Below are 26,601 nucleotides of genomic sequence, written 5' to 3'. Positions count from 1 at the left end.
ACAGGTACCGGAAGCAAGAGATCATGGGTTGGCGGCAAGAAGCGGGGACTTGCGCCTCTGCACCTGTCCCGGCGAGGCGGCAGAAGCCGGAACGGCGCCCGCTGCGTGCCGCTGGCCGTTGCAGACTTCATGGCTGATCGCCAGGTTTTCTGCATGGCTGTTGCCCCCTTCACTCAGGGGCAAAATGTGCTCCAGGGTGGCGGCCTGGGGCGTAACGTGCTCACCGCACACCCAGCACGGCACCATTCCGTGGAGCTGCCGCGCCACAGTTTTGTAGATCTTGTCCCGGGTATGCCCCAACCTGCTCACGGCAGCGTTTTCCTCTGGCAGCCGGCCGCGGGCAGCTGCCTTTGACCGGCACTCATTGCCACGCCCCTATTCGATCCTGGCCGGCCGCGTATCAGCGGGCTGGGTGAAGGAGTCTTCCCACTGCGTGGCAAAACGGTCGTTCTTGTCGATACGAATGCCGCCGGTGCCATCGGGATTGAAACCGACATTGCGGGTAGCCGCCCGCGGAGCTTCGGGCTGGTTGTCCTTGTTGAGTTCCTTGAGCGCGGCGTCCTTGGCGGCCTTGACACGTTCCCGGGTGAAAGATTCCAGGTCGGCGTGGAAACTGCTGTCGCCACCGCGGGTTTCCTGGTGCTCCTGCACCAGCTCCTCCGGAATTTCCCCCAGGAAGGCGGCACGCATGGCGCTGACCGTGGGGGGACGGCCGGCCTTGATGGAGGTGTAGGCAATGCCGCAATCCGACAGCAGTGTCTCCTTGAGCTGGCGGGTGGCCCGGCTCACATCACGCTTGCCGCGCAAATCCACGCAACCGACGACCTTGCCATCCAGGCTGCAAATGGTGAACGTCGTATAGACGCCATTGAGCAGCTCAAGCAGGCGTTCGGTTTTTTCCTTGTCTTTTTCCTTTTCCTTGTCTTTTTCCAGCGGAATGGTAAAGCGCAGCACCGGCAGCTTGACCATCACCGCGTGGTCGTGGAAAGTGCTTCGCAGCCATTTCCATACCTCGTATTCATCGTTGGTAACCACCCCGCGGGCACGCAGCGGCCATTTGTGGGGTATCCGCAGCTTCGCACCCGCGCTTTTGCGCAGCCAGGCGGCATACAGCAAAACACCTGCAAGCGCGCCCACGGCGACGCCCAGCAACGTCATCAGCCAGGAAATCAGGTTCAAGATGCAGTTCTCCTCTATCGATTGGGGATGCTGCCGAAGCCAGGCAGTGCGAACAGCGACCCCAGTGAGTCACAGAACGGACGCCCTGTCAATTCAGGCCAGCGTCCCGGTGCGTTATTAAAACAGGTTTTGCCGGTTTTCCAGGGGTTTCAGGCACAAAAAGAGCCTCCAGCCCAACCCCGCCGTGCGCAAGCAGCTATATTTTTCATAGCATCCGGATGGCGCTGCAAAACACTGCGGCCCTGCGGGTTGACGATGACCTTTGCCACGCAGGCCACGAATCGGTATGCTCGATTTTTTGCAGGAGCCCAACATGCCACGCAAGACCGCCCAGGATTTTGACCAGGAACTGCTGATTCTGTTTGATGCCTATGTCCACGGCACCATTGACAGGCGCGGCTTTCTGGAGCGCGCCCAGAAATTCGCCACCGCCGGCCTGACGGCAACGGCCCTGCTGGCCGCCCTGAGCCCCGATTTTGCCGCGGGGCAGCAAATTGCCCGGGATGACAAACGCATCAAGACCGACATGGTCAGCTATCCGTCGTCCGCCGGCTCAGGCACAGTCAAAGGCTATCTGGCCAGGCCCGCCAATGCCACGGGAAAACTGCCCGGCGTGCTCGTCATTCATGAAAACCGCGGCCTCAACCCGCATATTGAAGACATCACCCGCCGGCTGGCGCTGGACAACTTCATCGCCTTCGCACCTGACGCACTCACCCCCTTGGGCGGCTACCCCGGCGACGAAGACAAGGCGCGCGAGTTGTTCGCCAAACTGGACCAGCGAAAGTGTGTGGAGGATTTCGTGGCGGCCACCACCTGGCTCAAGAGCCGGGACGACTGCACCGGCAAGCTGGGTGTGGTCGGGTTCTGCTATGGCGGCGGCATGTCGCACACACTCACCACGCGCCTTCCAGAGCTCAGCGCGGCCGTTCCCTTCTACGGAAACCTGCCGGCAGCGGAAGATGCCGCCAAAGTCAAGACGCCCCTGCTGATCCATTTCGCCGCAGTGGATGAGCGCATCAATGCCGCATGGCCCGCCTACGAGACGGCACTCAAGGCGGCAGGTGCGAATTACACCGCCTACCAGTATCCGGGTACGCAACACGGCTTCAACAATGACACCACGCCGCGTTATGACGCCGCCGCGGCCAAGCTGGCGTGGGAGCGCACCCTGGCGTTTTTCAACAAACAGCTCAGGGCCTAGAACCGGGCAGACATCGCGGGCCCGCTGCCCGCCCATCCCTGCATCGTCCCCCGCGAAAACCCTGCCCGGAACGCTCCAGGCGCGGCTTTTGCACGCGTTACCATTGGCTACTTTCGCTTTTTCGGCCTGTCCGCGAGCCGGCGAGCGTTTCCCTCACTCAGATCCCCTGGACACAACCATGAACATTCTGCAAAAAATTGCCGCGACAGCCGGCTTGCTGACCTGTGCGCTGGGCTCAACCCAGGCCCAAAACAGGGAGCTGGTCGTCGGCTCCAGCGCCACCTACCGCCCCTTTGCCTATGAGAGCCCGACCAAGGAAATTGTCGGCTACGACGTGGACATGATCAAAGCCATCGCCCAGAAAGCCGGCCTGCAGATCAAGATCGTCAATACCCCGTGGACCGGCATCTTTGCGGCCCTCAACAACGGCGATGTGGACCTGGTCATCTCGGGCGTCACCATCAACGACAAGCGCAAGCAGTCATACGACTTCACCGCCCCCTACTTCGAAGCCCGCCAGTTGATCGCCGTGCACAGCAACAGCACGGCCAAGAGCCTGAAAGACCTTGCCGGCAAAAAAATCGGCGTGGTCACCGGCAGCACCGGCGACGACATGGCCTCGCGCGAATTCGGCAAGACCAACCCCGACATCCGCCGCTTTGAAAGCACCCCGGTCGTGATCTCCGAGCTGGCCAACAACGGCCTGGACGCCGCCATCGGCGACAACGGCGTGATCGCCTTCCGTGCCCAGGAACACAAGCAGCTCAAGACCGTCAGTGACGCGAGCTTTCCCAAGGAATACTTCGGCATCGTCGTGAAACAGGGCAACAAGGCGCTGCAGGACAAACTCAACGCAGGCCTGGCTGCCGTCAAGGCCGACGGCAGCTATGCCGCCATCTACAAGAAGTGGTTCCAGGCCGACGCTCCCGCGTTGCCCGCCCAGTAAACATCAGGACACCTCCTTATGGAACACGTCCTCTGGTTCGGCTGGTTCCGGGCCGACATCATTGCCGAGTACAGCGTGCTGTTCTGGCGCGGCCTGCAGATGACCATCATGGTGACGCTGATCTGCATCGTGCAGGGCACCTTGCTGGGTCTGGCGGTCGGCATGGCGCGTGTGGCCGAATCGCGCCATTCACCTGCGCGCGAGATCTGCAAATACGCCCTGCGCTGGCCGTCCACCGTCTACGTCAGCTTTTTCCGCGGCACGCCGTTGTTCGTGCAGATCCTGCTGATCCACTTCGCGGTGCTGCCGCTGTTCATCAACCCGACTGACGGCCTGATCATCTCGGGTGAAACAGCGCGCGACATCAAGCAGAACTACGGCGCTTTCCTGTCCGGCATCGTGGCGCTTACGCTCAATGCCGGCGCCTACATTTCCGAGATCTTCCGCGCCGGCATCCAGTCCATCGACAAGGGCCAGGTGGAAGCCTCGCGTTCGCTGGGCATGTCTTTTCCGCGCACCATGTACCACGTTGTGCTGCCGCAGGCTTTTCGCCGCATGCTGCCGCCGCTGGGCAACAACGCGATCTCGCTGCTGAAAGACTCGTCGCTGATTTCGGCGATTGGCCTGGCCGAACTGGCCTACGCCGCGCGCACCGTGGCCGGCGCCTATTCACGCTACTGGGAGCCCTACCTCACCATCTCCCTCATGTACTGGGTGCTGACGCTGGGGCTGGCTTATGTTGTCAAAAGACTGGAGGCTCGTTATGGACGAGGTGATTCGCGTTAACCGGCTGACCAAGCAGTTTGGTCATCTCCCGGTACTGCGCGGCATCGACTGCGCCATCAAGGCCACCGAGGTCGTCTGCGTCATCGGTCCTTCCGGCTCGGGAAAAAGTACTTTTTTACGCTGCCTGAACGGGCTGGAAGACGCCAGCGGCGGCGAGGTGCTGGTGCACGGCGTGTCGGTGCATGAACCCAAAACCGACGTCGACGCCCTGCGATCGGAAATCGGCATGGTGTTCCAGCGCTTCAACCTGTTTCCGCACAAAACCGTGCTGGAAAACATCACGCTGGCGCCCACCAAGGTGCGCAAGCTGACGGCACTTGAGGCGCGCAACCGCGCCAGTGAACTACTGATCAAGGTCGGGTTGCTCGAAAAGATCGACGCCTATCCCAACCAGCTCTCCGGCGGTCAGCAGCAGCGCGTGGCGATAGCCCGTGCGCTGGCCATGCAGCCGCGCATCATGCTGTTTGATGAACCCACCTCTGCGCTCGACCCCGAAATGGTCGGCGAAGTGCTGGCCGTCATGCAGGCCCTGGCCGAAGAAGGCATGACCATGGTGGTCGTCACCCACGAAATGGGTTTTGCCCGCCAGGTGGCCGACCGCGTGATGTTCATTGACGAAGGCCTGGTGATCGAGGAAGGCTCACCGGCGGAGATCTTTGACAACCCCAAGGAAGAGCGCACCAAGCGTTTTCTCAGCAAGGTGCTGTAAATCGGCGCGCGGCCAGCCCGCGCGCCTTTCAAACAAGCTCCCATCAGGTCCGGTTCCATGTTCTGGTTTAAAAGCAGGCTAGGCAAACTTCTTGAAGACGGATTGCATCTGCTCGACGCGGCCGTCGGCGTCGGGTTGGTGACGACGGCAGCGGTCGCCGTGTTCGCCGGAAAACTGGCATTGGCCGGAATTCTTCTGGCACTGGCGCTTGCGGTGGTTCTTCGATTCGTTCGCCGGCGTGCACGCTGACCCACAGAGCATCCTTGATGACAGAGCTCCCCGGTGTTGTCCCGATTGCATTCACCATTTTTTCGTATGTTGTCTGCGTCAAACTGGCGGCCTGGCTTTATCGCCGTACGCAACTGAGCTGGAAACACGCCTTCATTTTCGGCGTTGTCCTGTTCATGGTGCTGTTCGCCATCGGTGCTGTTGTCAGGTCGCTGGGCGCCGGCTCAGACCCCATACGCCAATCCCTTGTGGACCTTGCCACCGGACTGGCGGCACAACTGGGTCTGGGTGCATGGTGGCTCGGCTCGCGAGCCAGGACAAGAGCGGATGCCCCCCTTGAATTGAAAGGCGGAGCCTTGCTCGCCCTGATGACCTATGGGCTGGTTTTTTTCTTCTCTCTTGCGGCAGCGATTGCACTGCCCTTCTTTGCCCGCATGGCAGGCAACGCCGTTTAAGTTCAGTACCCCGGCACCTTCAACACCCGCGCCAGGTAATCAAAAAACACGCAGTACAGCGCAATCGGCAGCGGCAGGCCCAGCAGCGTGCCCACCATATAGTCGCGAAACTTCACGCCTGACATTGCCAGCGCATAGTTCAGCGCCGGTACAGTCTGCAGCAGCATGCGCAGCACCACGATGCTCGCCACCGGCCGCGCGTCCAGCTGAGCCAGCGTGCGTTGAGCCCACCGACCCTTGATCTGCCGCAAGGCGTCTCCGCCCATCAGGCGAATCAGCCAGAAGGTGAAGGCGCATGAAATTACGGCCGCGAGGTAGGTCGCCAGGCCACCCCACATCTCGCCGAGCGCCAGCACAGCCGCAGCCAGAAAAATCCAGCCTGGGATCTGGATCAGGTTGCCCAGCGCAAACAGCGCGATAAAAATCAGCAAGCCGCTGACTTCGTTGTCCAGGAATTTCTGGTGCAGAAAGACCAGGCTGAAGTTGTCGCGCAAACCGGAAAGCTGGAACACCGCCAGCAGCAGCCCCAGAAACGCGACCACGGCGATCAGTCTTTTGTAGCGGTGCATCTTGACTCTATTGCGGGTTTGGGCGGGGACACCGGCCGATTTTAGGCGCCAACCAACCCATGGCCATCCAGCCAGCCCGGGGCCCTTTTGCAAATAAATGCCATCAGCGTGTAAGAAGCGCGTGCCCAGCCCGACCAAACAGCAACACGCAGCAAGACTGCGGCGGAAATCCCGGCAATCCACTGGAAACCCGGGCGTTGCGGCCAGCACAAGAGGAGCATTTCATGAACACGTCTCGGCAGATCATCCACCCCGGCTGGTTGCGCGCCATGCACTGGCTCAACGCGCTGGCCGTGGTGGTATTGATGATGAGCGGCTGGCGCATCTACAACGCCACGGCGTTCCTGGGCTTCAGCATTCCCAAAGACCTCACGCTGGGCGGCTGGCTGGGCGGCGCGCTGCAGTGGCACTTTGCGGCCATGTGGCTGCTGTTCTTTAATGGCCTGCTCTACCTGGCGTTCAACATCGCTACGCGCCGGCTCTTTCACAAATTCTTTCCGCTTTCACCCAGGGCGCTGGTCGCCGACCTGCTCGCTGCCCTCAAGGGCAAGCTGGCCCATGCCGACCCCAGCCACTACAACACCGTGCAGCGCCTGGCCTATCTCTTCGTCATGGTGGACAGTGTCCTGCTCGTCGTTTCAGGCCTGGTGCTCTGGAAGTCTGTGCAGTTTCCGCTCCTGCGCGAACTGATGGGCGGCTACGAAGGTGCGCGCCTGGTTCACTTTTTCGCCATGGCCGCGCTGGCCGCATTCGTCGCGGTTCACCTGGTGATGGTGGCGCTGGTACCGCGCACCCTCGTCTACATGCTTCGCGGCCGCTGACCCGACGAACTACCCAACCGCCGCAAAGCCGCAAGGATTACCCATGATCATCAAGCCCCCTCCCCGTATGGACATCGACAGCGCCGCTGTGCTGGACGAAGCCGTTGCACGCATTGCCCACACCCGCAAGCTCGGCACGGCACGCCGCAATTTTTTACGCACCTCGCTCACGCTGGGTGGCCTTTCCATGCTGACCGGCTGCATGCTGGACGACAGTGAAGGCGTCAATGCCGCTCTCGGCAAGATCTCGCGCATCAATGACGAAGTGCAGGGCTTGCTGTTTGATCCCAACCGCCTGGCACCGACCTACCCCGAATCCATGATCACCCGGCCTTTCCCCTTTAACGCCTACTACGGCGAGGACGAAATCCGGGAAATCGAGGAAAGCAGCTACAGGCTCGAAGTCACGGGCATGGTGTCCGACCGGCGCAAATGGGCCCTGCCCGAGCTGCGCGCCATGGCACAGGTGGACCAGGTCACCCGCCACATCTGCGTGGAAGGCTGGAGTGCGATCGGCAAATGGGGCGGCGTGCACTTCGGCAGTTTCCTGCGTCACGTGGGCGCCGACCTGAGCTCGAAGTACGTCGGCTTCAAATGCGCCGACGACTACTTCACCAGCATCGACATGCCCACCGCGCTGCACCCGCAAACCCTGCTGGCGCTGACTTACGACGGGCAGCCGCTGCCGCCCAAATACGGCTTCCCGATGAAGCTGCGCATGCCCACCAAGCTGGGCTACAAGAACCCCAAACACATCCAGGCGATTTTTGTCACCAATACCTACCCTGGAGGCTACTGGGAAGACCAGGGCTACAACTGGTTCGGAGGTAGCTGAGCACCGCTCAGAGACCCTGCAACGCGGGCAATCATTTCGCGATTGCCTTTTTCATTCAATCCATCCATTTATTACCACTCAAGGACAACACCATGAACAAATTGACTGCAACCCTCCTGTCTGCCTGCATGCTCTTCGCCGGCGGCAGCGCCATGGCGCAAGACGCGATGAAAAAGGACGCCATGGGCAAAGACGCCATGGCCAAGGACGGCATGAAAAAAGATGCGATGGCCAAGGACCCGATGGCGAAAGATGCCATGGGTAAAGATGCCATGGCAAAGGACGCCATGGCAAAAGATGGCATGAAGAAAGGCGACAAAATGGCCAAGGACGCCATGGGCAAGGACGAGATGAAAAAGTAAGGTCACTGCGCGCCGCGCCGCTTGCGGCCGGCCCGCTATGTCCCGTCTGGGGCCGGCACAACCGGCTTGAGCCATAGCGCCGCGGCATCAGCGGGCGCCATGCACCGCAGGTTCACGTCCTGCCAGATGACTGCGGCGACCTCTTCAAGCTGGTCAGGCCCGACGGTGTGCCATCGCTGGTGCAGCCTTTCAGCGCAGCGGGCAATCCATTCGGGTGGGGTGTTTGTGTCCATGAGTAAATCATAGTTGAAGACTGTATGTATGTACAGTACTATTGTTCTTCAAAGTGATTCCATAGAACAACCAAACCAGAGACTGACATGCAGCTTCTACATGACCCTCCCACCAGGCCACCCTTAACCCCTGTCACCCTGGCCACGCCAGTCACTCCGCTCACTCCGGTCACCCGGCCACAACAGGGCCGCACCTCTGCCAACTGGCCGTTTTACGTGCAAGCCCCTAAGCAGCTCTCAAGCGATGTCAGGGCAAACGCCTTGCGCGTCCTGGAAACCTCGGCGCGCTATTTTTTCAGCGCGCCTAGCGCGCGATAGTGCCGCCCCCTTACCGCCCTGCTCCAAATCACCAGGCCGCAAAAACTTTTACACGGCCCGCAAGGAAGTGCCTCGACGTCGCTATGTTTTTGATAGCTACTTGCGCCCGTCCTTATTAGCCAAAAACCCGATTTACTTCGGGAATTTGAGAGCCGCTGGCAGGCCACAGATACCAGGCCCGTCAGAACGCCATGGACGCCTGCAGCCACAGCGTGGGCCGTTTGGCCGACGAGGCCGGGATGGAAGTCGGCAGGCCGCCGTCGGTGCGCCAGGCCAGCGAAGAACGCAACTGAACACCCGCCAGGCTGGCATTCAGGCCAACGCCCGCGCCGGCCAGCTGGCGGCTGTTGGAGGCCGCCGCGCCGAAAGGGTTGCGGTTGATGGTGACCTTGCCCCAGTCATAGAACACGGTGGCCTGCACATTGGCCATCACGTTGTGGCGCAACTCGACCGTGCCGCGGTAGCCTTCGTCGCCGCCGGCCTCACCCTGCGGATAGGCGCGCACGCCGTTGACGCCGCCCAAGGAGAACTTCTCGGATGAATCCAGGTTTTTGCTGGCCAGCTGGCCCGTCACTGACACTGCCAGGAAGGTGCTGTCGGTAAAGCGTTGCAAGCGGTTGGCGCCGTAGGAAACACGGGTGTAGCTGCCGTTGGACTGGGCCGAGGCCGCGTCAATGGCCAATGCGGTGGGCGAGTTGATGCGCAGGTTGCCCATCGCCACCGACAGATCCAGGCCGGTGATGCCCCCGCCGCCCAGGGCGTCCTGCATGTTGCCTGAAAGACCGAAGGTAGTGACCAGGACTTTCTTGGGTGTGAAGGTAGAGGTGGCGTCTACATAGTCTTTGAGCTGCTTGTCTTCTACCGACACGGTGCCGTTCAGGTTTTTAAGCTGGCTGCGGATGAAGGGGTAAGCGGCAAACACGCTGGCGGCGGTGGCCGTGCCATGGGCCTGCAAGGTTTCAAACTCCTGGCCCAGCTTGTAGCGCGTATCGAAGTACGCGGCGCCTACCTTGAGGCCGTCGCCGCCCACAGGCATCTGGTAGGCCAGCCGCGCGAAGCTGAGGTTACGGCCGCTGGTCAGTGCATTGACGGTGAGCTGGTCGCCGATCTTCAGCGGGCTGACGAGATTGAAGGTACCGGCCACGCGGTATTCCCCGGTGTAGCGGCTGCCGTAGTTGTCGACCACGACATTGCCGTTGTAGGGCTTGGCAGGGTTGACCTCAATCAGCAGTTCAGACGTCCCCACGCTGGCGCCGGGCTGCAGCGTGGCGCGCGAGCTGCTGACGCCGGGCGTGTCCTGCAGCAGCAACAGGCCGCGGTCAATCTGGTCGGACTTGATGACGTCGCCGTCCTTGACCTGGCCAAGGTAGGCCTGCGCGCGCTCGTCACTCAGCAGCGACTGGTTGTTGATCTTGTGGCTGGAGATGCGGCCTTCGATCACGCTGATGGTGACAGCGCCATCGGTGATGTCCTGCGCGGGCAAATAAGCGCGGGCCACGGCAAAACCCTGGCTGCGGTAGTAGGCGGTGATGCGGCGGGCGGCGGCGTTCAGCTGGCTCAGCGACCGCTCGGCACCGACGAGGCCAGCCACCAGGGGTTGCAGCTGCGCACTGGGGATCTCCTGATTCCCGGTGATGGTGATGGACTTGACGAGCACCCTCGCCTCGCCTTTCTGGCTGAGGTCGGCTGACTCTTCGATGCGCTGCAGCGGAACGCTCTGTGGCGGCGGCAAGGCGGGCGCCTGCTGCAGGTCGCGCAGCACCTGGCCGGCGTCAGGGACTGGGGCAGTCTGCGCCCAGGCGCCGGTATGCAAAGCTACCAACAGGGCGGAAGCCAGCGCGGAAAGGGGTAACGAATTCTGTTTCATTTTTTCGCTCTACTTTTCTTAATGCTCATCCAACACAAGCAACTGCTCCTTCATGGCAGCTGACCATCCATACACCCCATCGCCCCCCCCGGGGCCATGGCTTCGATGCCCCGGGCGACATCCTGCAATTGTGTGTACCCGACTCTCATGCCGCCATACTGCGGATGCAGTACGTCCAGCGTGACCGCTCCGGCAATGTCGCAGAGACAGCTCATCCTGTATGTCCCCATTTTTAGGGACATGAAACCAATCGTAACTATATCTGCCGGTTTTGCCTGTAGCACAAATGCGCTATGAGGCCCACCCTAATCCGTCTCCCAACGTCGCCCAACGGCGCCCCAATTGATGTAAGCGCTCAGCCCAACCAGGGATTCCCTGCAGGCTCCGAAATGGCCAGGCCGCGCGTCCAGCTTGCCATCGTTGGGGGACGACCTGGCTTTCGCGGAGTCATTGCTACATTTTTAATAGCTGCTTGCGCCCGCCCATAAATGGCTACAGCCCGACTGAGCTAATGAAGAGCCATGAAAATGGTTTATTCACAAGTGGCACGGCTAACGCTTTTGGGCATCAATAAACCGCAGCTGACGATACTGACCAGCGAGTTCAACAGCCTGGCGTTGCCGCTGTCACCGCTGTTGCCGTTACTGCCGTTACTGCCGTTGCCATTCCCGCCCGCCTCATCGTCGCGGTTGTCGGGCTCAATGAAGCTGGCGGGGCCGCTGTTGACCGTATCGCGGCTGGTTTGGTAGACGGTTTGCAGCGCGATCCTGTACTGCACTGTGTCTGGCGTGCCGGGCGTAGTACTGCCTGTACTGGCAGTCACCAAAGGCAAGCCAGTGGCCAGCAAGGTCACCACACCCGTGCAGGCTGCCTGCGCAGAGTCTCACCGCAGGCCCACCAGGGCCTCGCCTACCCCGCCCCCTCCCCAAGCTGCCGCCTATTCGCCTCTGTCCTGGCGGGCTGCCTCTGCGGCGGCATTCAACGCCTTCATGCGCGCGCCATCATCCAGTATGTTGAACGGATCGTCGTCCACCGCGCTCGATATGCTGCCTGTGCCATCTCCATTGGCGCTATCGGCGCCACCCGTGACGCCACCCATGGCATTGCCCGTGCCGGCAATGGTGTTGAGCGCGGTCACATAAGGCCCATCCAGCGCTGAAGTCACGCCGAAAAGGGATGCAGGCAAAGGCGGTGTACCGGTCATCGTCAGCGTACCGTTGGTATAGACGACGTTGTAACCCAGGGCCGCTGCCAGCGTACCTTGCGTAATGGCATGTGTGGGGCTGGTCGTGGCAGCGCCTGTGGGCGCCGACAGCGCACCGCTCAGCGCGCTGGCCGCAGTGTCGCCCGCCACCAGGCCGCTGTTGACGGTGTAGGTGAGGGCCGGGTCGGCGCCGCCGTATGCCTTGCTCTGGTTGTCGCCGCTTACGTTGAGCGTCGGCACAACGTTATAGACAAAGCGGTTGCCGGTGATCGAGGTCATCGACGCATCGGTGGGCGCATTGGCGGCGTAACTGCGGCCAAAGGCATTGCCGGTGGAAGCCATGCCGCCCAGGGTGCTGGCAGCCGGATCGGTCGAATACACGAGGAAACGGCCGCCCGCGCCTGGGTTGAGCGCGCCAGCCCCGGCGTTGTTCACAAAGTTGCGCCCGGCGGCCAGCACCAGCGAGTCATTGGCTGCGCTGCCGGACGTGACGCTGTTGGCCAGCGTGAGGTCGCTGGCCGCGTCTGTGGTCCGCACCAGCACCTTGCCGGTGCCCGTCAGGCCTGCCGTGTTGACGGTGCCCACCGTCAACGCACCGGCCTGCGCGTAGGCCACATCGCCTGTGTTGCCGGCCAGCGTCGTGACCGCATTGCCTGCATTGTTGAGGGTGTGCGTGCCCGTGCCCAGCAGTTCCAGGCCGGTGGCCGTGATGCCCGCGGTTTGTGTGCTGGTACCGGCGGTGCTCAGCGTGAGTTCGCTGGCCGTCAGCGCGCCGTTGATGGCGATGTTGCCACCGGTCGTGATCAGCTTGAACTTGTCCTGCGCATTGCCGAAGGCGTTGTCGACCGTGATGCCGGCCGCGGATGACACGCTGACTGTCTGCGCAGACCCGGCGTTAGTGCTGATGGCGAGATTGCTGGTACTCAGCGCATTGGCGGCAGTGAGGCTGATGTCGCCCGCAACGCCAGGTTCTGTGGTCGCCAGCGTTTGCAGGCCGGTGACATTGGTGCCCAGCGTGATGCTTTCCCGTGCGGTCGCGTTAAGCGTGGTGCTGGTGATGTTGTTGGCCGCGCCATTGGCGTCAAGGATGGCTCCGAGCGAGGAGCTGAGAGTGACCGAGCTGCCGGACACCGTCTTGACCGCCAGGGCGAAGGCAGCGGTGACGTTCACCGCGCCCGTTGCACTGACGTTTTCCAGGGTGCCGCCGTAGGCCAGGTCCAGGTTGACCTGTGAACCGGCGCCGCTCGCCACCGCAACGACCGGGCCGGTCGTGTAAATGGTGATGGGGCCGGCGGTGCTGGCGCCTATGCTGCCGTTGCCTGCCTCCAGGTAGACCGAGCCACCCGAGAGGGGATTGATGTTGGTCTGGACAGTTTGCGTGCTGATGCCGCCCGTGGCCACCATGCTGAAGCCGGCGGTGCCCGCAGTCGTACCCGTGGCGTTGCTCAAAAAAGGCATGTAGGAGCCCACCATCAAGATATTGCCCGTGTTGGCGATATCGACGCGGCCGGCGCTGTGGAAGCTGCCCTGGAAGCTGGCGGTGGCGGCGGTGTTGCGAAGGGTGATGTCGCCCGATGTACTGTTGTTAAGTCTGCCGAAATTCTGGATCTGGTTGCCTGCGTTGGCCAGCGTCATGCCCCCGAAACTGGTGGCCTGCAAGGTGTTCGCGACGATGGCCTGGGTTTGCGACAGCGCGCCGCGGCTTAGCAGCGCAACAAGACCGGTGCCGGACTGGGTGATGCCGGCCGTTCCGTCCACCGTCCCCACCGACAATGCAGAGTAGGAGCTAACCTCGAAATTGTTCGTTCCGTAGGCGCGACCGCTGACCTGGCTTATCTGGTTGAGTGAGTTGGCCAGGATGACGGTTTGTGCATCGGCCTTCAGGTTGGCAACCGTGAATGCCGCCGTTTGCGAGATGCCCGAACCTGCAGTGCTGCTATTGAGCAGGCTCAGGCTGGGTGCGCTGGCCAGGTTGATATTGCCGCCGGTGTTGCCGATGACTATGCCGCCTGTATTGGAAGTGCTGCCGATCGCGATCACCGACGCGGTGATCCGGTTGAGCTCGGCGTTGCTCAGGTTCATGGCGGCGGTTTCTGATGCGCCGCCGAGTGTGATCGGCTGGTTGGCGCTGAAGATGTCCGTGTTGACCAGCACCTTGCCCGCGCCCGCGTTGACGGCGGAGCCGATGTTGATGCGGTCGCCCAGCAGCGTGATCGCACCGCCTCCGCTGGTGATGCTGGTGCCGTCGATGTTCAGGGCGTAGCTGCCGGCCGGCGCAATTGCACCCGTAGGAAAATTCATTCCGCGCAGCGTCATGGCCGCGGTGTTGGAGTTGATGCTGCCGCCGGTCAGGCTCACGGCATGCCCCCCGCCCATAGAGCTTGTCCCATCGAGGTTGCCGATCATGGTGATCCCGCCGGTCGAGTTGATGCTGCCGCCCACCATGGAGATGCCGGTAATGTTCGCCGTTCCCCCGTTTGAACTACTGAACAAACCCGTACTGTTAAAACCCAGCCTGCCCGCGATGATGTCTGCGCCGGCATCGATGAGGACGCCGGAGCCGCTGATCCCGGCTGCATTTAACGAGGACGAACCGTCGAGCGTGATGCTGCGCAAGGTGCCGGACTGCACTTTTCCTCTTGCTATAAGGCCCTTGACCTCGGTGGCGGCACTACTGACACCGGCCCGGCCGGTAGCGGTGATATTGCCGCCGGTGCTGGATACCTCCGAGCCGGTGCCGAGTTCCACGCCGGCAGTGCCTGCCAGGGAAAACAACCCTGTACGCCCGGTGATGTCGATGTTGCCCGCACCCGTGATCCTGGCCAGAGAATCCAGCCGTACCCCGCGGGCCACCTGAGCAATGACCCCGGTCGTGCCTACGTCACCGGCGATGGTGACGGTGCCGGTGCCGCCGGTCACGCTGGAATTGGTGACAACCACACCGCCCGAAGAGCCGCCCGTGGCGCTGCCGCCGCCGTTCACCAGTCTGCCGGTGATGTTTATCGTTCCGTCCCCGCTGACGCCGACGTTGGTTTGCGTTGCGCCTTCATTGACGAGCTCGAGCGCGTGGTGGCTCGTCCTGGCACCCGACGCTTCGACGGTGATGTTTCCGGTGCTTGCCACGCTGGTGCCCGCCAGCTTCACGGCGCTATCGGCGCTGTTGATGTTGGCATTGCCGCTGGTAAGCGTGGAGCGGTCCAGCAGCACGCCATACTGCGACTGGTCTGTCGTGGTGCCATTGATGGTGAGGGCGCCGGTGCCGGCGTTCAGGGTGCTTTGGGACACCAGCACGCCCGAACTCCCGGCCTGGCCCGCCGCGATGAGCGAAATCGCGCCTCCGCTGGTCTGCAGGACCGTATTGCTGACATCCAGCCCGCCGGCAGAGTTGATGTTGATCGTGCCGGCGCCACTGGTCACGGAAATTGCGGAGGTCTTGATGGCCTGGGATGCCGCCGCGGTGGTCACGCTCGCCGAGCCCCCGCCGGAAACCTTGAACGTCAGGCCGGCGCCGTGCGTGCTGCCCGTGAGGTCGATGCCGGTACCGGTGGGACCGGTGGTTCTGATGGTGAGATTGAGGCCACTGAGGAGCTCTACATCGGCATTGCCGAAGGTGCCCGTGACGTTGATCGAATCCGTGGCCTCGATCAGCATGCTGGAGCTTGCCGATTCAATAAAGTCTTCGTAAATGGTGTCGGCCGCCCCGCCATTGCCGCCCGCGATGGTCATCGTGGCCGGGTCGAGCAGCCAGGTGCCGGTCTTGCCCTGCGGCGCCCGCGTGTTGACCTTGAAGCCCGGCAGGATTATGAAGTTCGAGGCACTGGTCTCGATGAAGCCGCCGTCACCGCCATCCGGGGCGCTGGCATCCAGCGTGCCGCCGATGTTGACCATGCCGTGCTCCATGTCGCCGATCAGCATGATGCGGCCGGCCTTGTTGGCAATCGTCTTCGCTTCAATGACGCCGGTGTTGTTGACGGTGCCCGTGGTGAGACTGTCGAGCGCTTTGGCGCCGAGCAGCACCTGGCCGCCGTCGGCCTTGATGAGCTGTTTGTTCTCTGCCAGTGCGTTGATCGCGCCCTGATCGATGCTGTAACCGAGCAGGCTCCCGTTGTCCAGATTCAGGGTGATCTTGTTGCCGGCGGCCAGAAGCGCCGTGCCAAGGCTCGCCGTCATCACGCCTTCATTGCGCACTTCGGGCGCCAGCAGTGCCAGGTAGCCACCGGGCGCGGCGTTCAGCGTGCCCTGATTCACCACCGAGCCACCGGAACCCGTGAACACGTTGTTGCCGGCCATGAAGTCGGCATTGCTCATGGAAAGGGTAGAAGCCACCAGGCCGCCAACGTTGACCTGAGAACCCGCACCAAACAACACACCGTTGGGATTGAGAATGAAGACCTGGCCGTTGGCCGTGAGGCTACCCAGCAGCTCGCTCGGGCTGCTGCCGGTGATGCGGTTCAGCGCAATCGCCTGCGCATTGGGCTGGTTGAATCTCAGCGCCTCGTTGGCCGCGGTAGACAAACTGGTCCAGTCGATGGCCAGGCGCTGGCTGGCCTGGTTGATGGTGGTGGTGTTGCCTAGCGTGGAGACGCTGCCACTACCCGCCGACACACTGGCATTGGCTGCATCGGCCGCATGCGCTTCATGTGTGAGCACCGCCAGGGAGGTAAGCAACACCAGCGCCGCGCGGCAGGCCGTATTGAGCCTGAAGCCCGCGCCACCGCCATCGACGCCATGGCCTCCTTCCGCCTGCACGTCATCCCACTGCACGCTGCCGCGCGCCGAGCCACCCTTGCTTCTGCCCTTGGCATTTTCCGCCACGGCCACCCACAGATTCAGGGCGGTGTTCCAGACGAGGCGGTAAATACGGTTCATGCTGGCGTGACTTTTCATGGAGGCTTTCGTTGGCAGGTGGAACTTGCAGCGAGCCAGGTTGCCCGCCAATCAGTCGGGCCAGCGCCCCGGATGTTGTGGAACGCTCTGGCCGACTGGCCGTCATCGTACGAATCACGAAAGCCGCTGTCTGTAGCGCATATGCGCTACGCCAGATACCTTCAGGGGCCCCGTTCTAGAGACGAGATCGGGCTGCAGACCAACAGAAATGGGCGCAGACAGCTATCAAAGATATAGCATTCAGATCATCCGGGTGGCACGACGATCGACACCGGCGGGGCAGCGAACAGGCCCTGCCGGTGACCAGCCCCCCCCGTTACCGGCTTGCACGTAGAACAAACGATCTACACAAATAGCGAGTCGTGTACCCGAAAACCGTCGCAAAATGTCTGCCTGATGAATGCACCTCCCGCTGAACAAGACCTGCCCATGATCCATGTCGCCATCGTCGAGGACGATCCAGGCTTTCGCGGAGCGCTGAGCCGCGTGGTGCAAGGCGCTTCTGACATGCGCCTCGTGGGCGCGGCAGGCACCCGTGCCGAAGGCTTGCAGATGCTGATGCAGCCGCCGGCCGATGTGCTGCTGGTTGATTTAGGCCTGCCCGATGGCTCTGGCATCGACGTGATCCGCGCGGCTTCCCGACAGTGGCCGGCATGCAGCATCATGGTGAGCACCAATTTTGGCGACGAGACGCATGTGATGCAGTCGATTGAGTCCGGCGCTGCCGGCTACCTGCTGAAAGACAGCTCACCGCTGAAGATGGCGGCAGAGATTCGCAGCCTGGCCAGCGGCGGCAGCCCGATCAGCCCCATCATCGCCCGGCAGGTGCTGGCGCGCTTTCGCCGCAGCACCGCAGCCGGCGCCGGCACGACGCCCGCCGATATCGACGCACCATCGCTGCTGTCGGCGCGTGAAAAGGAAGTGCTGGACTACATCACCAGAGGCTTCACTGCGGTGGAAATCGCCAGGTTGATGGAGTTGTCGCACTTCACGGTGCGCACTTTTGTGCGGCGCATCTACAGCAAACTCAAGGTTACCTCCAAGGCTGAAGCGATCTACGAAGCCAGGAACCAGGGCATTTTGGCGCAGTAGTTGCCCGCGCGAATGCCCTTTCATCACCACCGCCTCTTGCGTTTTTCGCCCCGCATGTTAGCGCTGCTGGCAGCGGCTGCGGTGCTGACGGGTCTTGTCGCCTGTGACTCTGCGGGCACCCGCGCGGGTGGTTCCCCCAGCGCAGCGGCCCTGCATCTCACCCGGGCTGACTGGCAGGTGCAAACCGATGCGGGCTTCACCTCGCCACCGCTCACCCTCGACGGCCAAATCCTGCTGGACCGCTGGCAACCCGTTACGCTGCCGCACGCCTTGCCCATAGCGTTGCTGGGACAGGCCCGGGCTGCAGCATCCGCCGGCGCGGCACCCGTCACACGCACCAGCTGGTTTCGACTGACCGTGCCGCAGGCCCCGGCATCGTCCACGCCACTGGCGCTGTATGCGGCCCGCGTGCGCACCGACGGCACCCTCGCGGTGTATGCCGACGGTCACCTGGTACACACCGCACAGCAGCAAGGCCCGTTATGGAACAGCCCGCACACGCCGCTGTGGGTGCTGCTGGAGAAATCACCCGATGGCCGGCCGCCGCACGAGATCACGCTGCGCATCGAGCACACGGCTGCGACGCAGGTGGCGCTGTCATCACTGTGGCTGGGCCCGGTGGAGGCCATCAGCTGGCGCTACCGCGGCCGCCAATGGCTGCAGCAGGAATTGCCGGGCATGTTCAGCTCGGCTTTCCTCGCGGTCGGCATCTTCGCCTTGCTGGTGTGGTTGCGGCGCCGGCATGAGCCGGGCTATCTGCTGTTTTTTGTGCTGGCGGTCATGTCCTTCGTGCGGGGCCTGCATTTTTATGTGAGCTTCCCGATTGCCAACGACTGGTTTGCCTGGTTCACCGTCAACTCGCTGTTCTGGCTGGTCACGGTGGTGCACTTTTCAATCGGCCTGCTGCACCGGCGCCAGCAACTGTGGCTGACGCGGGCACTGATCACCGCGTCCGTGCTGATGGCCCTGCTGACCCTGCCCCTGTGGTCGGCCCTGCCCAACACGCCGAGGACCACACCAGTGATGTATGTGGTGGCCGCACTGATGGGCGTGAGCGTCAGCGTGGCGGGCGTCATCAACGCCTGGGGGCGCTCTCGCAGCGCCATGGTGGTGGCCATCGGGACGGTGCTGGCCACGCTCTTTAGCGCGACCGACTGGCTGGTACAGAACAATTTCATCAGCCCCGAAAGCTGGTATATGGGCCCGCATACCAACGCGATCACCTTCAGCGTCTTCGGTTATGTGATGTACCGCCGTTACACCGGCGCCATTGCGGAAGTCGAGCAGGTCAACGCCAGCCTGGCCGAGCGCCTGCGGGCGCGTGAAGCCGAACTTGAAGCCAGCCACCGCAGCCTGCGCGAGATCGCCCAGCAGCAGATGCTGAGCGATGAACGCCAGCGCATGATGCAGGACATGCACGACGGCCTCGGCTCGACGCTGATCAGCGCCATCCGCTCCATCGAAGTCGGCGGCATGAGCGACGAACGCGTGACGCAGACCCTCAAGGACTGCATGGACGACCTGAAGCTCGCCATCGACTCGATGGAGCCGGTGGAGGCCGACCTGTTGCTGCTGCTGGCCACACTGCGTTTCCGGCTCGAACCCCGGCTGGAAGGCACCGGCGTCACGCTGCTTTGGGAAGTGCAGGTACTTCCCACGCTGGACTGGCTGAACCCTTCCAGCGCGCTGCACATCCTGCGCATCATCCAGGAAAGCGTGGCCAACATCCTGCGCCATACGCATGCGACCGAGATCCGCTTTAGCACTGCCATCGAAGGCGCCGGGGTGCAGGTCATCATCGAAGACAACGGCCAGGGCTTTGATGTCGACCAAGCCTTTGGCGACGCCGCGGGGAAAGGCCTGCAAAACCAGCGGCGCCGCGCGCAAACCATTGACGGCACGGTCAACTGGCAATCGGGGCCGGCGGGCACGCGCTTTACCTTGTGGCTTCCATTGGCCCCCACAGTCACTCACTCCGTGTAGTTCCTTGCCCCCCGAGGTGGCCGCCCGCCTGTGGCCCGGCAAAGCCGGTTCCACGGCTCATGCTGGTTGAAGAGTTCTGTGCGCACAAACGGGGGCCGCGGGACTGGCTTTGCCAGACCGCAGGCGCCGCCCCCTGAGGGGGGAACAGGCTACACGCATTGGCCCCCACAGTCACTCACTCCGTGTAGTTCCTTGCCCCCCGAGGTGGCCGCCCGCCTGTGGCCCGGCAAAGCCGGTTCCACGGCTCATGCTGGTTGAAGAGTTCTGTGCGCACAAACGGGGGCCGCGGGACTGGCTTTGCCAGACCGCAGGCGCCGCCCCCTGAGGGGGGAACAGGCTACACGAAGTGAGGCTGGAGGGGGTGGGCTTATTCCTCGTCCGTATTTCCGGCTTCGGCAGCGGCGGCTTTCAGGGCGTCACTGGGGTCTGCACCACCGCCCTGTGCGCCGCCGCCGTCACCTGAAGCGCCAAGGCTCGCGATGTTCCGCAGCGCACTCAGGTAAGCGTCGCTTGCCGGGCTACCGCCTGGCACTACCGGCACCGGCACAGGCGCTGCTACCGGGTTGATGGTCAGCACGCCGTCGACATAGGCCAGCGCGTAGTTGCCGGCACTGTAGCCGCCGGGCGTAATGGCGTAGCTGCCCACAGCGCTCGCGCCTTGCGAACTGCCGCCATAGGTCAGCGCGCCGCCCAGCACGGCGGCCGTTTCGCCGCCCACAAAGCCGCTGAAACTCACGCCGTTTCCGCCGGTATAGGCTGCGGCGCCCACGGTGCGGTTGTCATTGTTGGCCGTGACGCTCAGGTTGGCCTTGTTGATGTCGGCCGTCGCCGTGACGGGAGCCGCAGCCAGCTGGTAGTTGCTGGCCAGGCCGCCCGCGCCGTTGGCCAGGCCGTAAGTGGCGGTCACGGTCTTGCCGTTGGCGGCATTCGCGTCGGAGAAGCTGGCACCCGTGGAATTCAGGGTCAATAGCTCGCCGTAGGCCAGGCCCGTCAGGGTGCCGACGTTGCTGAGGGTCGCTGTTGCGGTGCCATCGTAGGTTTTGTTGTTGGCCGCCATGCCCGTCACGCTCACCGTGGCTTTGCCCACCGTCAGGGTGCCGTTGGTGTACGCAATGCCGTAGCCCAGGGCTGAAGCCAGCGTGCCCTGGGTGATGGCGTGCGTGCCTGCGGAGGCCGCGGAACCCGTCGGCGCTGCCAGCACGCCGGCCAGCGCGGTTGCGGCCGTGTCGCCGGCCACCAGCCCGGAATTCAGCGTGTACGTCAGGCCCGGGTCGGCCGCGCCATAGACCTTGGCCTGGTTGTCACCCGTGATGGTGAGCACCGGCGTCACGCTGTACACCATGCGGTTGCCGCTGAGCGAAGTCATGGAGGCATCGGTGGGTGCATTGGCGGCGTAAGTGCGGCTGAAGGCGTTGCCTGTAGAGGCCAAGCCGCCCATGGTGTTGGCCGTCGGGTCGGTCGAATACACCAGGAAGCGGCCCGCGCCCGGGTTCAGCGGTGTGGCGCCGGCGTTGTTGATGAAGTTGCGACCGGCAGCCAGCACCAGCGAATCATTCGCCGCGCTGCCTGAGGTGACCGCATTGTTCAGCGTGATGTCGCCCGCAGCGCCAGTCGCACGCACCAGCACCTTGCCGCTGGCAGTCAGCCCTGCCGTGTTGACGGTGCCAATGGCCAGCGCACCGGCCTGCGAGTAGTCGACGTTGCCGGTATTGCCTGCCAGCGTGGTCACCGCGTTGCCTGCGTTGTTCAGCGTATGGCTGCCGGTGCCCAGCAGTTCCAGGCCCGTGGCTGTGATGGCCGCGTTCTGGGTGCTGGTACCGGCGGTGTTCAGCGTGAGTTCGCTGGCCGTCAGCGCGCCGTTGATGGCGATGTTGCCGCCGGTCGTGATCAGCTTGAGCTTGTCCTGGCTGTTGCCGAAGGCGCTGCCCACCGTGATGCCGGCATTCGAAGCCAGGCTGACGGTCTGGGCGGAACCCGCGTTGGTGCTCACGCTGAAGTTGCCGGTATCGATGGCATTGGCGGCGGTGATGGTGATGTCGCCGGCAGCGCCCGTGGTGCTCAACGTCTGTACGCCGCTCACGTTGGTGCCCAGCGTGATGCCGTTTTGCGAGGAAGCAGTCAGAGACGTCCCACTGATGTTGTTCGCCGCGCCGTTGGCGTCGGTGATGGCGCCGGCTGCGGCGCTGAGGCTGACCGAGCTGCTTGACACCGTCTTGACCGCCAGGCTGCCGGTCGTGGCCGTGACATTCACGCTGCCCGCCGCGAAGATGTTCTCCAGCGTGCCGCCGTTCGCCAGGCTCAGGTTGACTTGCGAGGCGCCGCCTGCCGCCACCGCAGTGACGGACGCAGCGGAAATACCCACCGCGCCGGCGGGGTTGGTACCCATGCTGCCTGCGCCGCCGTCGAGGTAGACCGAGCCGCCCGCAGAATTGCTGATGTGCGGAGACGCGCCGCTGGCCACAATGCCCTGCGAGCCTTTGATGCGCACCGCCGCTGTGCCGGCGGCAGTACCCGTGGCCGTGCCGCTGCTGGTGATGCCGCTTGACGCCAGCGTGACCGTGCCGATGTTGTCGACGTCAATGCGGCCCGTACCGGTATTGGTGAGGGACGTGAGTGTGGTGTTGATGCCGTTGCGCAGCACGATATCGCCCGCGCCGCTATTGGTCGCCGTAAAAGCGCCGATCTGGTTGGCAGCCAGGTTGAGATTGATGCCACCCACACCGCTGCCGGTGAAGCTGCTGGCCACAATGGCCTGGGTCTGTGCGATGGCGCCGTTCAGGTTGGTGAGCGTGGTGGCGTTGCTGCCCGAGTTGATGCCTGTGTACCCGTCAACCGTACCAACCGTGAGCGGCGCGGACTTGCTGCTGGTGACGTTGAATGCGCCGGTGGTAGAGCGCCCGCTGATCTCGTCGATCTGGTTGCCGGCGTTGGTCAGGGTGACGGAGGAGCCCACCGCGTTGAGCTTGCCCACACTGATGGCCCCCGTCTGGCTGATGGTGCTGGCATTGAGCAAACTGATGACCGGCAAGGGCCCTGGCGCAGCCGTGATGGGGCCAGCGATCTCAATACCGCCTGTACTCGTCAGGGCGCCGATCTGCAGCACGCCAGCCGTGATCTGGTTGATCTCGGATGCAGCCAAATTCAGTGCGAAGCTCTCGATGCCTGATGTCGATGAAGCGAGTGTGATCTGTCGGTTGGCGGTAAAGGGCGCAATCACCACACGGCCGGCCCCTGCATTGACCGTACTGAGAATCTCGACGCGGTCGCCAATAATCTGGATTTCGCCGCCACTGCTGGCGACCGTCGTACCGCCGAGATAGACATCACGGGCAGACACAGGCGCAGGCGCAGGCACGCCGGAGCCACGCAAGACGATGTTCGCGCCGTTGGAGTTGATCGTGCCGCCCTCCATACGTAAAGCGCTGTTGCCTGAAGCGGAGCCGGCACTCATGGTGCCAGTAATATCTATTGCGCCTGTAGAGCTGATGATGGGGCTGGCAGCGGGACTGGAGGTGACGATGGATGTGCCAATGACGTTGGTGGCAGTCGTTGAAGAGCTGACGCTGCCCAGAATGGTCAACCCACCTGTGCCGGCGAGTAGCTCCGCCGCCCCATCGATCACCACACCGGTGCCAGAGCCGCCGCCCACGGTCGCCGAGCCCGTGAGCGTGATTTTTTTACTCGCGCCGGACTGCACCTTGCCGCTGACATGCAGGCCGGTGCCAGCAAGGGTGGAAGGATTGTTTAGCGAACCGGTGAGTGCAACGTCTCCACCGGTGCTGGAGACTTCCGCCCCACCGGCCAATTGCAGGCCCTCGCTGTTAATCGACGCACTGCTGCCAACCCGGCCCGTGATGCTGATGTTGCCGGCCCCGGTGACTTTCGCGCCCGAATCCAGGCGCACGCCGCGTGAAATCTGCGCCAAACCGGATGGCAAGCCCGCGTCGCCCGAAATGGTGATGACTCCGCTGCCTGCGGTGATGTTGGAATTGGTGACGACCACACCGCCCGCCGAGCCGCCGGTGGCGCTGGCACCGCCGCTCGTCAGGTTGCCGTTGATGGTGATGTTGCCTGTGCCGGTGGTAGTAATGTTCGATTGGGTAGCGCCGTTGTTCACGATCTCCACCGAATGCGTCGCGCTGGCGCCAGCCGCGCTGAGCACAACGTTGCCACCGGCCGCGCTAACTTTGCTGCCCAGCACCTGGATGCTGCCGTTGGCCGCTGCCAGGCTGACGTTGCCGCCCACGACGCTGTTCTGTATGCCATCGCCCTGCCCCAGGTCTGTTACCACCAGCGTGCCCGTGCCGGTGTGCGACAGTGCAATATGGCCGCCGACTGAATTGATGGCGCTCAGGCGCGCCGCATCGATAGCCGCAGCGCCACCAATGCCGTTGCCAATGCCGCCTGCCGCCGTCAGCATCAGGTCGCCCGCGCGCAGCGTGGCGCCGGTCTGCACGTTGATGGCGCCACCCGAAGTGACGTTCAAGCTGGTCAGCGCCGTGGTGGCGCCTACCGACGCATTGAAATTGGTGGCCCCGGCGCTCGTGGTGCTCAGCGCGTTCGCGCCGTCGACCGTGTTGGCGAATGTGATACCGCCGCCGGTGCTGACCAGGTTGACGGTTCCGCCAACCGTCACCGCGCTGTTGAAGGTCTGCGCGCCGCCCGTCTGCAGCGTGCCGCCGAACAGGTTAATGCCTCCGGCCGCCGTCAGCGCGAGACCACCACTGAAGGTTTGTGTACCCAGGTTGATGATCCCGCTGTCCCTGATCAGCGTCAGGGTGCCCGAGTAGGTGGGTGCCGTGGGAAAAGCAAAGCCGGTGCCGTAACGGAAGGCCATGTCTCTGACGCTGCCACTGCCATTGACAGTCACGCCGCCGCCGAAGGTGTTGGCCGAAGTGCCCAGCAGCACGTCCTTGCTGCTGCCGTTCAGCGTGAACGTGGAAGCTCCCGTCACATTCAATACGCCGGCTTGCGAAATGGAGCCGGTGCTGGAAGTCGCCGTCAGGCTGCCCTGCACGGTGGATGGGCCCAGCACCAGGTCGTTCACATCCCGGATGGTCACGGCATTGACGCCGGTATTGTTGAGCCCGACCGCGCCCGTGAAATTGTTGCCCGCGTTGCTCAGGTTTATCGCGCTGGCGCCACCGTTGATGGTTACCGCACCCGCGCCGGCGGCCTGGGTGATAGCGCCTGTCTGCGTGATGTTGTTGCCCGTCAGGCTCAGCGTGCCGCTGCCGACAGACACAGTGCCCAGGGTCAGCGCGCCTCCGGCATTATTGATCGCGACGTTGTTCGCGCCCAGGTTGGTGACGCTGACCGCCCCGGTGAAGTTATTGGCACCGTTCAAGTTGACGCTACCCGCGCCGGCATTGACGGTCGTCGTGCCGCCCGCGATCAGGATGCCGGCGGTTTGCTGGATGGCCGCATTGCTCGCGGCGAGCGTCAGGTTGCCCGTCGCCGTGAGGTCCCGGTTGATGTTCAGGCCGCTCGTTGCGGTCAGGCTGAGGTCTTTGGCGCTCAATGTGCCGCCCAGGGACATAGAGCCGCCCGACAGGGTCAGGTTGCTTGCGCCGGTGTTCAGGGCGCCCAGCGTCGTTAGCGTGCCACCACTGGCCGCCAGGCTGACGTTCTGGTTGGCGCCCGTCAGGGTCAGGGCATTGAGGCTGAGGCTGCCAGTCGCGCTGACGTTCACGTCACGCGCGGCCGTGATGGAAGCGTTGCCGATGGCTGAGGCACTCAAAAAGTCGACCTGGCCACCTCCGCCTGTCCCCAGGGCGGTCAGGTTGAGCGTGCCTATGGCATTGGAGAAGCTGTTGATGCGTATTCGGCCATTGCCCGTGTTGCCCGCGGAAGCGGTGAAGCTGCCGCCGGGCGCAGTCATGGTGGCATTGACGGCGCCGGCATTTCCCCGAATGTCGGTACCCGCGTACAGGTCAAAGGAGCTGGCCTGCCAGTCCACGCCGCTATTCATGACCACTTCACCCGTGGTGGCTTTCAGCTTCAAGCTGCCGGCAAAGATTTGCCCCAGGCCGTCTGTGCCGCCGATGCTGCCGCCGGCCGTCATGTCCAGCGCACCGCCGTTCAGGTTCAGGGTTCCCGTGCCGGTAATATCGCCGGCGGCGTTGGCCGTCACAGTAAGATTTGTGGAAGGCCCGCCCACGCCGATATTGCCGTTGAGGAGGATATTGCGCCCGGCGGTCATGGTCATACCGGCCGCGCCCGCATTGGTTTTGGTGATGTTCGCGCCGGTATTGATATTGATATCGCGCTCGGCAGTCAACGTGAAGGTGTTGTTGTCCGTCCGGTTGATGGCCTGGTTGACGTGGATGTCGCCGTTGCCGCCGGCCGTGCCCATGGTGGCGGTGGCGATTTCAAAATTGCCCCCGCTCAAGGCGGCAGCGACGGCCGTGGCCGACATGTCGCCCCCGGCGGAAATGGTGAAATCGTTGGGGTCTATCAGCCACTTTCCGGTGTTGCCGGCCGAGGCCAATGTCGTCACCCGGGCGCCGTCGGCCACTTTTACATGCGCTGCGCTGGTTTCGACAAAACCGCCGTCTCCACCATCCGGTGCGGAAGCATCCAGCGTGCCGCCTGCATTGACCGTACCGGTCTCCATGTCGCCCATCAGCAGGATGCGGCCGGCCTTGTTCTGTATCGTCTTCGCTTCAATGACACCGGTGTTGTTCACCGTCGCCGTCGTCAGGCTGTCCATCGCCTTGGCGGACAGCAAGACCTGCCCGCCCTGGGCCTGGATCAGCAGCTTGTTCTCGGCCAGCGCATTGATGGCGCCCTGGTCAATGCTGTAGCCCAGCAAGTTGCCGTTGTCCAGGTTCAGGGTGATTTTGTTGCCCGCTGCCAGCAAGGCCGTACCCAGCATGGCCCGGATGACACCTTCGTTGCGTACTTCCGGCGCCAGCAAGGCC

At 63.2% G+C, this 26,601-nt stretch carries 19 protein-coding genes; 11 read left to right on the top strand and 8 right to left on the bottom strand.

From position 1 onward, the window contains the following. Nucleotides 1-21: 21 nt before the first annotated feature. Both AC1D11_RS21015 and AC1D11_RS21010 read right to left on the bottom strand, forming a co-directional pair. Nucleotides 22-246, bottom strand: a complete 225-nt coding sequence (locus AC1D11_RS21015; protein ID WP_477649199.1) for an HNH endonuclease — start codon at nucleotides 244-246, stop codon at nucleotides 22-24. 129 nt (nucleotides 247-375) lie between these two features. Further along, nucleotides 376-1,179, bottom strand: coding sequence for a DUF2726 domain-containing protein (locus AC1D11_RS21010; RefSeq protein ID WP_477649182.1), 804 nt, complete (start codon nucleotides 1,177-1,179; stop codon nucleotides 376-378). Between the two features lie 313 nt (nucleotides 1,180-1,492). On the opposite strand from AC1D11_RS21010, the gene AC1D11_RS21005 reads away from it, so the two are divergent. The 6 genes from AC1D11_RS21005 to AC1D11_RS20980 all read left to right on the top strand — a co-directional run bounded on the left by AC1D11_RS21005 (nucleotide 1,493) and on the right by AC1D11_RS20980 (nucleotide 5,507). After that, nucleotides 1,493-2,383, top strand: coding sequence for a dienelactone hydrolase family protein (locus AC1D11_RS21005; protein ID WP_477649183.1), 891 nt, complete (start codon nucleotides 1,493-1,495; stop codon nucleotides 2,381-2,383). Between the two features lie 178 nt (nucleotides 2,384-2,561). After that, the gene (locus tag AC1D11_RS21000; RefSeq protein WP_477649184.1) at nucleotides 2,562-3,329 is read left to right on the top strand and encodes a basic amino acid ABC transporter substrate-binding protein; all 768 of its coding nucleotides are present in this window, start codon (nucleotides 2,562-2,564) and stop codon (nucleotides 3,327-3,329) included. A gap of 18 nt (nucleotides 3,330-3,347) precedes the next feature. Next, on the top strand, nucleotides 3,348-4,115 hold the full coding sequence (locus AC1D11_RS20995) for an amino acid ABC transporter permease (RefSeq protein ID WP_477649185.1): 768 nt from the start codon (nucleotides 3,348-3,350) through the stop codon (nucleotides 4,113-4,115). After that, nucleotides 4,093-4,824, top strand: a complete 732-nt coding sequence (locus tag AC1D11_RS20990; RefSeq protein WP_477649186.1) for an amino acid ABC transporter ATP-binding protein — start codon at nucleotides 4,093-4,095, stop codon at nucleotides 4,822-4,824. Before AC1D11_RS20995 ends, AC1D11_RS20990 begins: the two co-directional genes overlap by 23 nt. A 57-nt stretch (nucleotides 4,825-4,881) precedes the next feature. After that, entirely contained in the window at nucleotides 4,882-5,073 is a 192-nt protein-coding gene (locus AC1D11_RS20985) for a hypothetical protein (protein WP_477649187.1), read from the top strand. 17 nt (nucleotides 5,074-5,090) lie between these two features. Further along, nucleotides 5,091-5,507, top strand: a complete 417-nt coding sequence (locus AC1D11_RS20980) for a hypothetical protein (protein ID WP_477649188.1) — start codon at nucleotides 5,091-5,093, stop codon at nucleotides 5,505-5,507. 2 nt (nucleotides 5,508-5,509) lie between these two features. Here AC1D11_RS20980 and AC1D11_RS20975 read toward each other — a convergent pair whose 3' ends face one another. Further along, nucleotides 5,510-6,076: a TVP38/TMEM64 family protein gene (locus tag AC1D11_RS20975; RefSeq protein WP_477649189.1), complete on the bottom strand. Its 567-nt coding sequence runs from the start codon at nucleotides 6,074-6,076 to the stop codon at nucleotides 5,510-5,512. 224 nt (nucleotides 6,077-6,300) lie between these two features. On the opposite strand from AC1D11_RS20975, the gene AC1D11_RS20970 reads away from it, so the two are divergent. The 3 genes from AC1D11_RS20970 to AC1D11_RS20960 all read left to right on the top strand — a co-directional run bounded on the left by AC1D11_RS20970 (nucleotide 6,301) and on the right by AC1D11_RS20960 (nucleotide 8,094). Beyond that, the gene (locus AC1D11_RS20970; RefSeq protein ID WP_477649190.1) at nucleotides 6,301-6,897 is read left to right on the top strand and encodes a cytochrome b/b6 domain-containing protein; all 597 of its coding nucleotides are present in this window, start codon (nucleotides 6,301-6,303) and stop codon (nucleotides 6,895-6,897) included. 43 nt (nucleotides 6,898-6,940) lie between these two features. After that, on the top strand, nucleotides 6,941-7,732 hold the full coding sequence (locus AC1D11_RS20965) for a molybdopterin-dependent oxidoreductase (RefSeq protein WP_477651251.1): 792 nt from the start codon (nucleotides 6,941-6,943) through the stop codon (nucleotides 7,730-7,732). Nucleotides 7,733-7,824: 92 nt separating this feature from the next. Continuing rightward, a complete protein-coding gene (locus AC1D11_RS20960; protein WP_477649192.1) occupies nucleotides 7,825-8,094 on the top strand; it encodes a pentapeptide MXKDX repeat protein in 270 nt (89 codons plus the stop codon). Nucleotides 8,095-8,129: 35 nt separating this feature from the next. On the opposite strand, the gene AC1D11_RS20955 is transcribed toward AC1D11_RS20960, so the two are convergent. From AC1D11_RS20955 to AC1D11_RS20940, 4 genes are all read right to left on the bottom strand, one after another. After that, nucleotides 8,130-8,327: a hypothetical protein gene (locus tag AC1D11_RS20955; protein WP_477649193.1), complete on the bottom strand. Its 198-nt coding sequence runs from the start codon at nucleotides 8,325-8,327 to the stop codon at nucleotides 8,130-8,132. 499 nt (nucleotides 8,328-8,826) lie between these two features. After that, nucleotides 8,827-10,512, bottom strand: coding sequence for a ShlB/FhaC/HecB family hemolysin secretion/activation protein (locus tag AC1D11_RS20950; protein WP_477649194.1), 1,686 nt, complete (start codon nucleotides 10,510-10,512; stop codon nucleotides 8,827-8,829). Between the two features lie 532 nt (nucleotides 10,513-11,044). Next, entirely contained in the window at nucleotides 11,045-11,335 is a 291-nt protein-coding gene (locus AC1D11_RS20945; RefSeq protein WP_477651250.1) for a hypothetical protein, read from the bottom strand. Nucleotides 11,336-11,449: 114 nt separating this feature from the next. Next, nucleotides 11,450-16,603: a two-partner secretion domain-containing protein gene (locus AC1D11_RS20940; protein WP_477649196.1), complete on the bottom strand. Its 5,154-nt coding sequence runs from the start codon at nucleotides 16,601-16,603 to the stop codon at nucleotides 11,450-11,452. Between the two features lie 396 nt (nucleotides 16,604-16,999). Between AC1D11_RS20940 and AC1D11_RS20935 the strand changes: the two genes are divergently transcribed. Continuing rightward, nucleotides 17,000-17,695 carry a response regulator transcription factor gene (locus AC1D11_RS20935; RefSeq protein ID WP_431095964.1) on the top strand — a complete coding sequence of 232 codons (696 nt, stop codon included), beginning with the start codon at nucleotides 17,000-17,002 and terminating at the stop codon, nucleotides 17,693-17,695. Nucleotides 17,696-17,749: 54 nt separating this feature from the next. Next, on the top strand, nucleotides 17,750-19,678 hold the full coding sequence (locus AC1D11_RS20930; protein WP_477650053.1) for a sensor histidine kinase: 1,929 nt from the start codon (nucleotides 17,750-17,752) through the stop codon (nucleotides 19,676-19,678). A 367-nt stretch (nucleotides 19,679-20,045) separates the two neighbouring features. On the opposite strand, the gene AC1D11_RS20925 is transcribed toward AC1D11_RS20930, so the two are convergent. Next, nucleotides 20,046-26,555 (bottom strand): MBG domain-containing protein, encoded by a 6,510-nt coding sequence (locus AC1D11_RS20925; protein WP_477650054.1) that lies wholly within the window; start codon nucleotides 26,553-26,555, stop codon nucleotides 20,046-20,048. Nucleotides 26,556-26,601 lie beyond the last annotated feature (46 nt).

Source organism: Polaromonas sp. P1_E11 (genome assembly GCF_056405995.1).
This window is presented reverse-complemented; position numbering and strand designations above follow the sequence as displayed.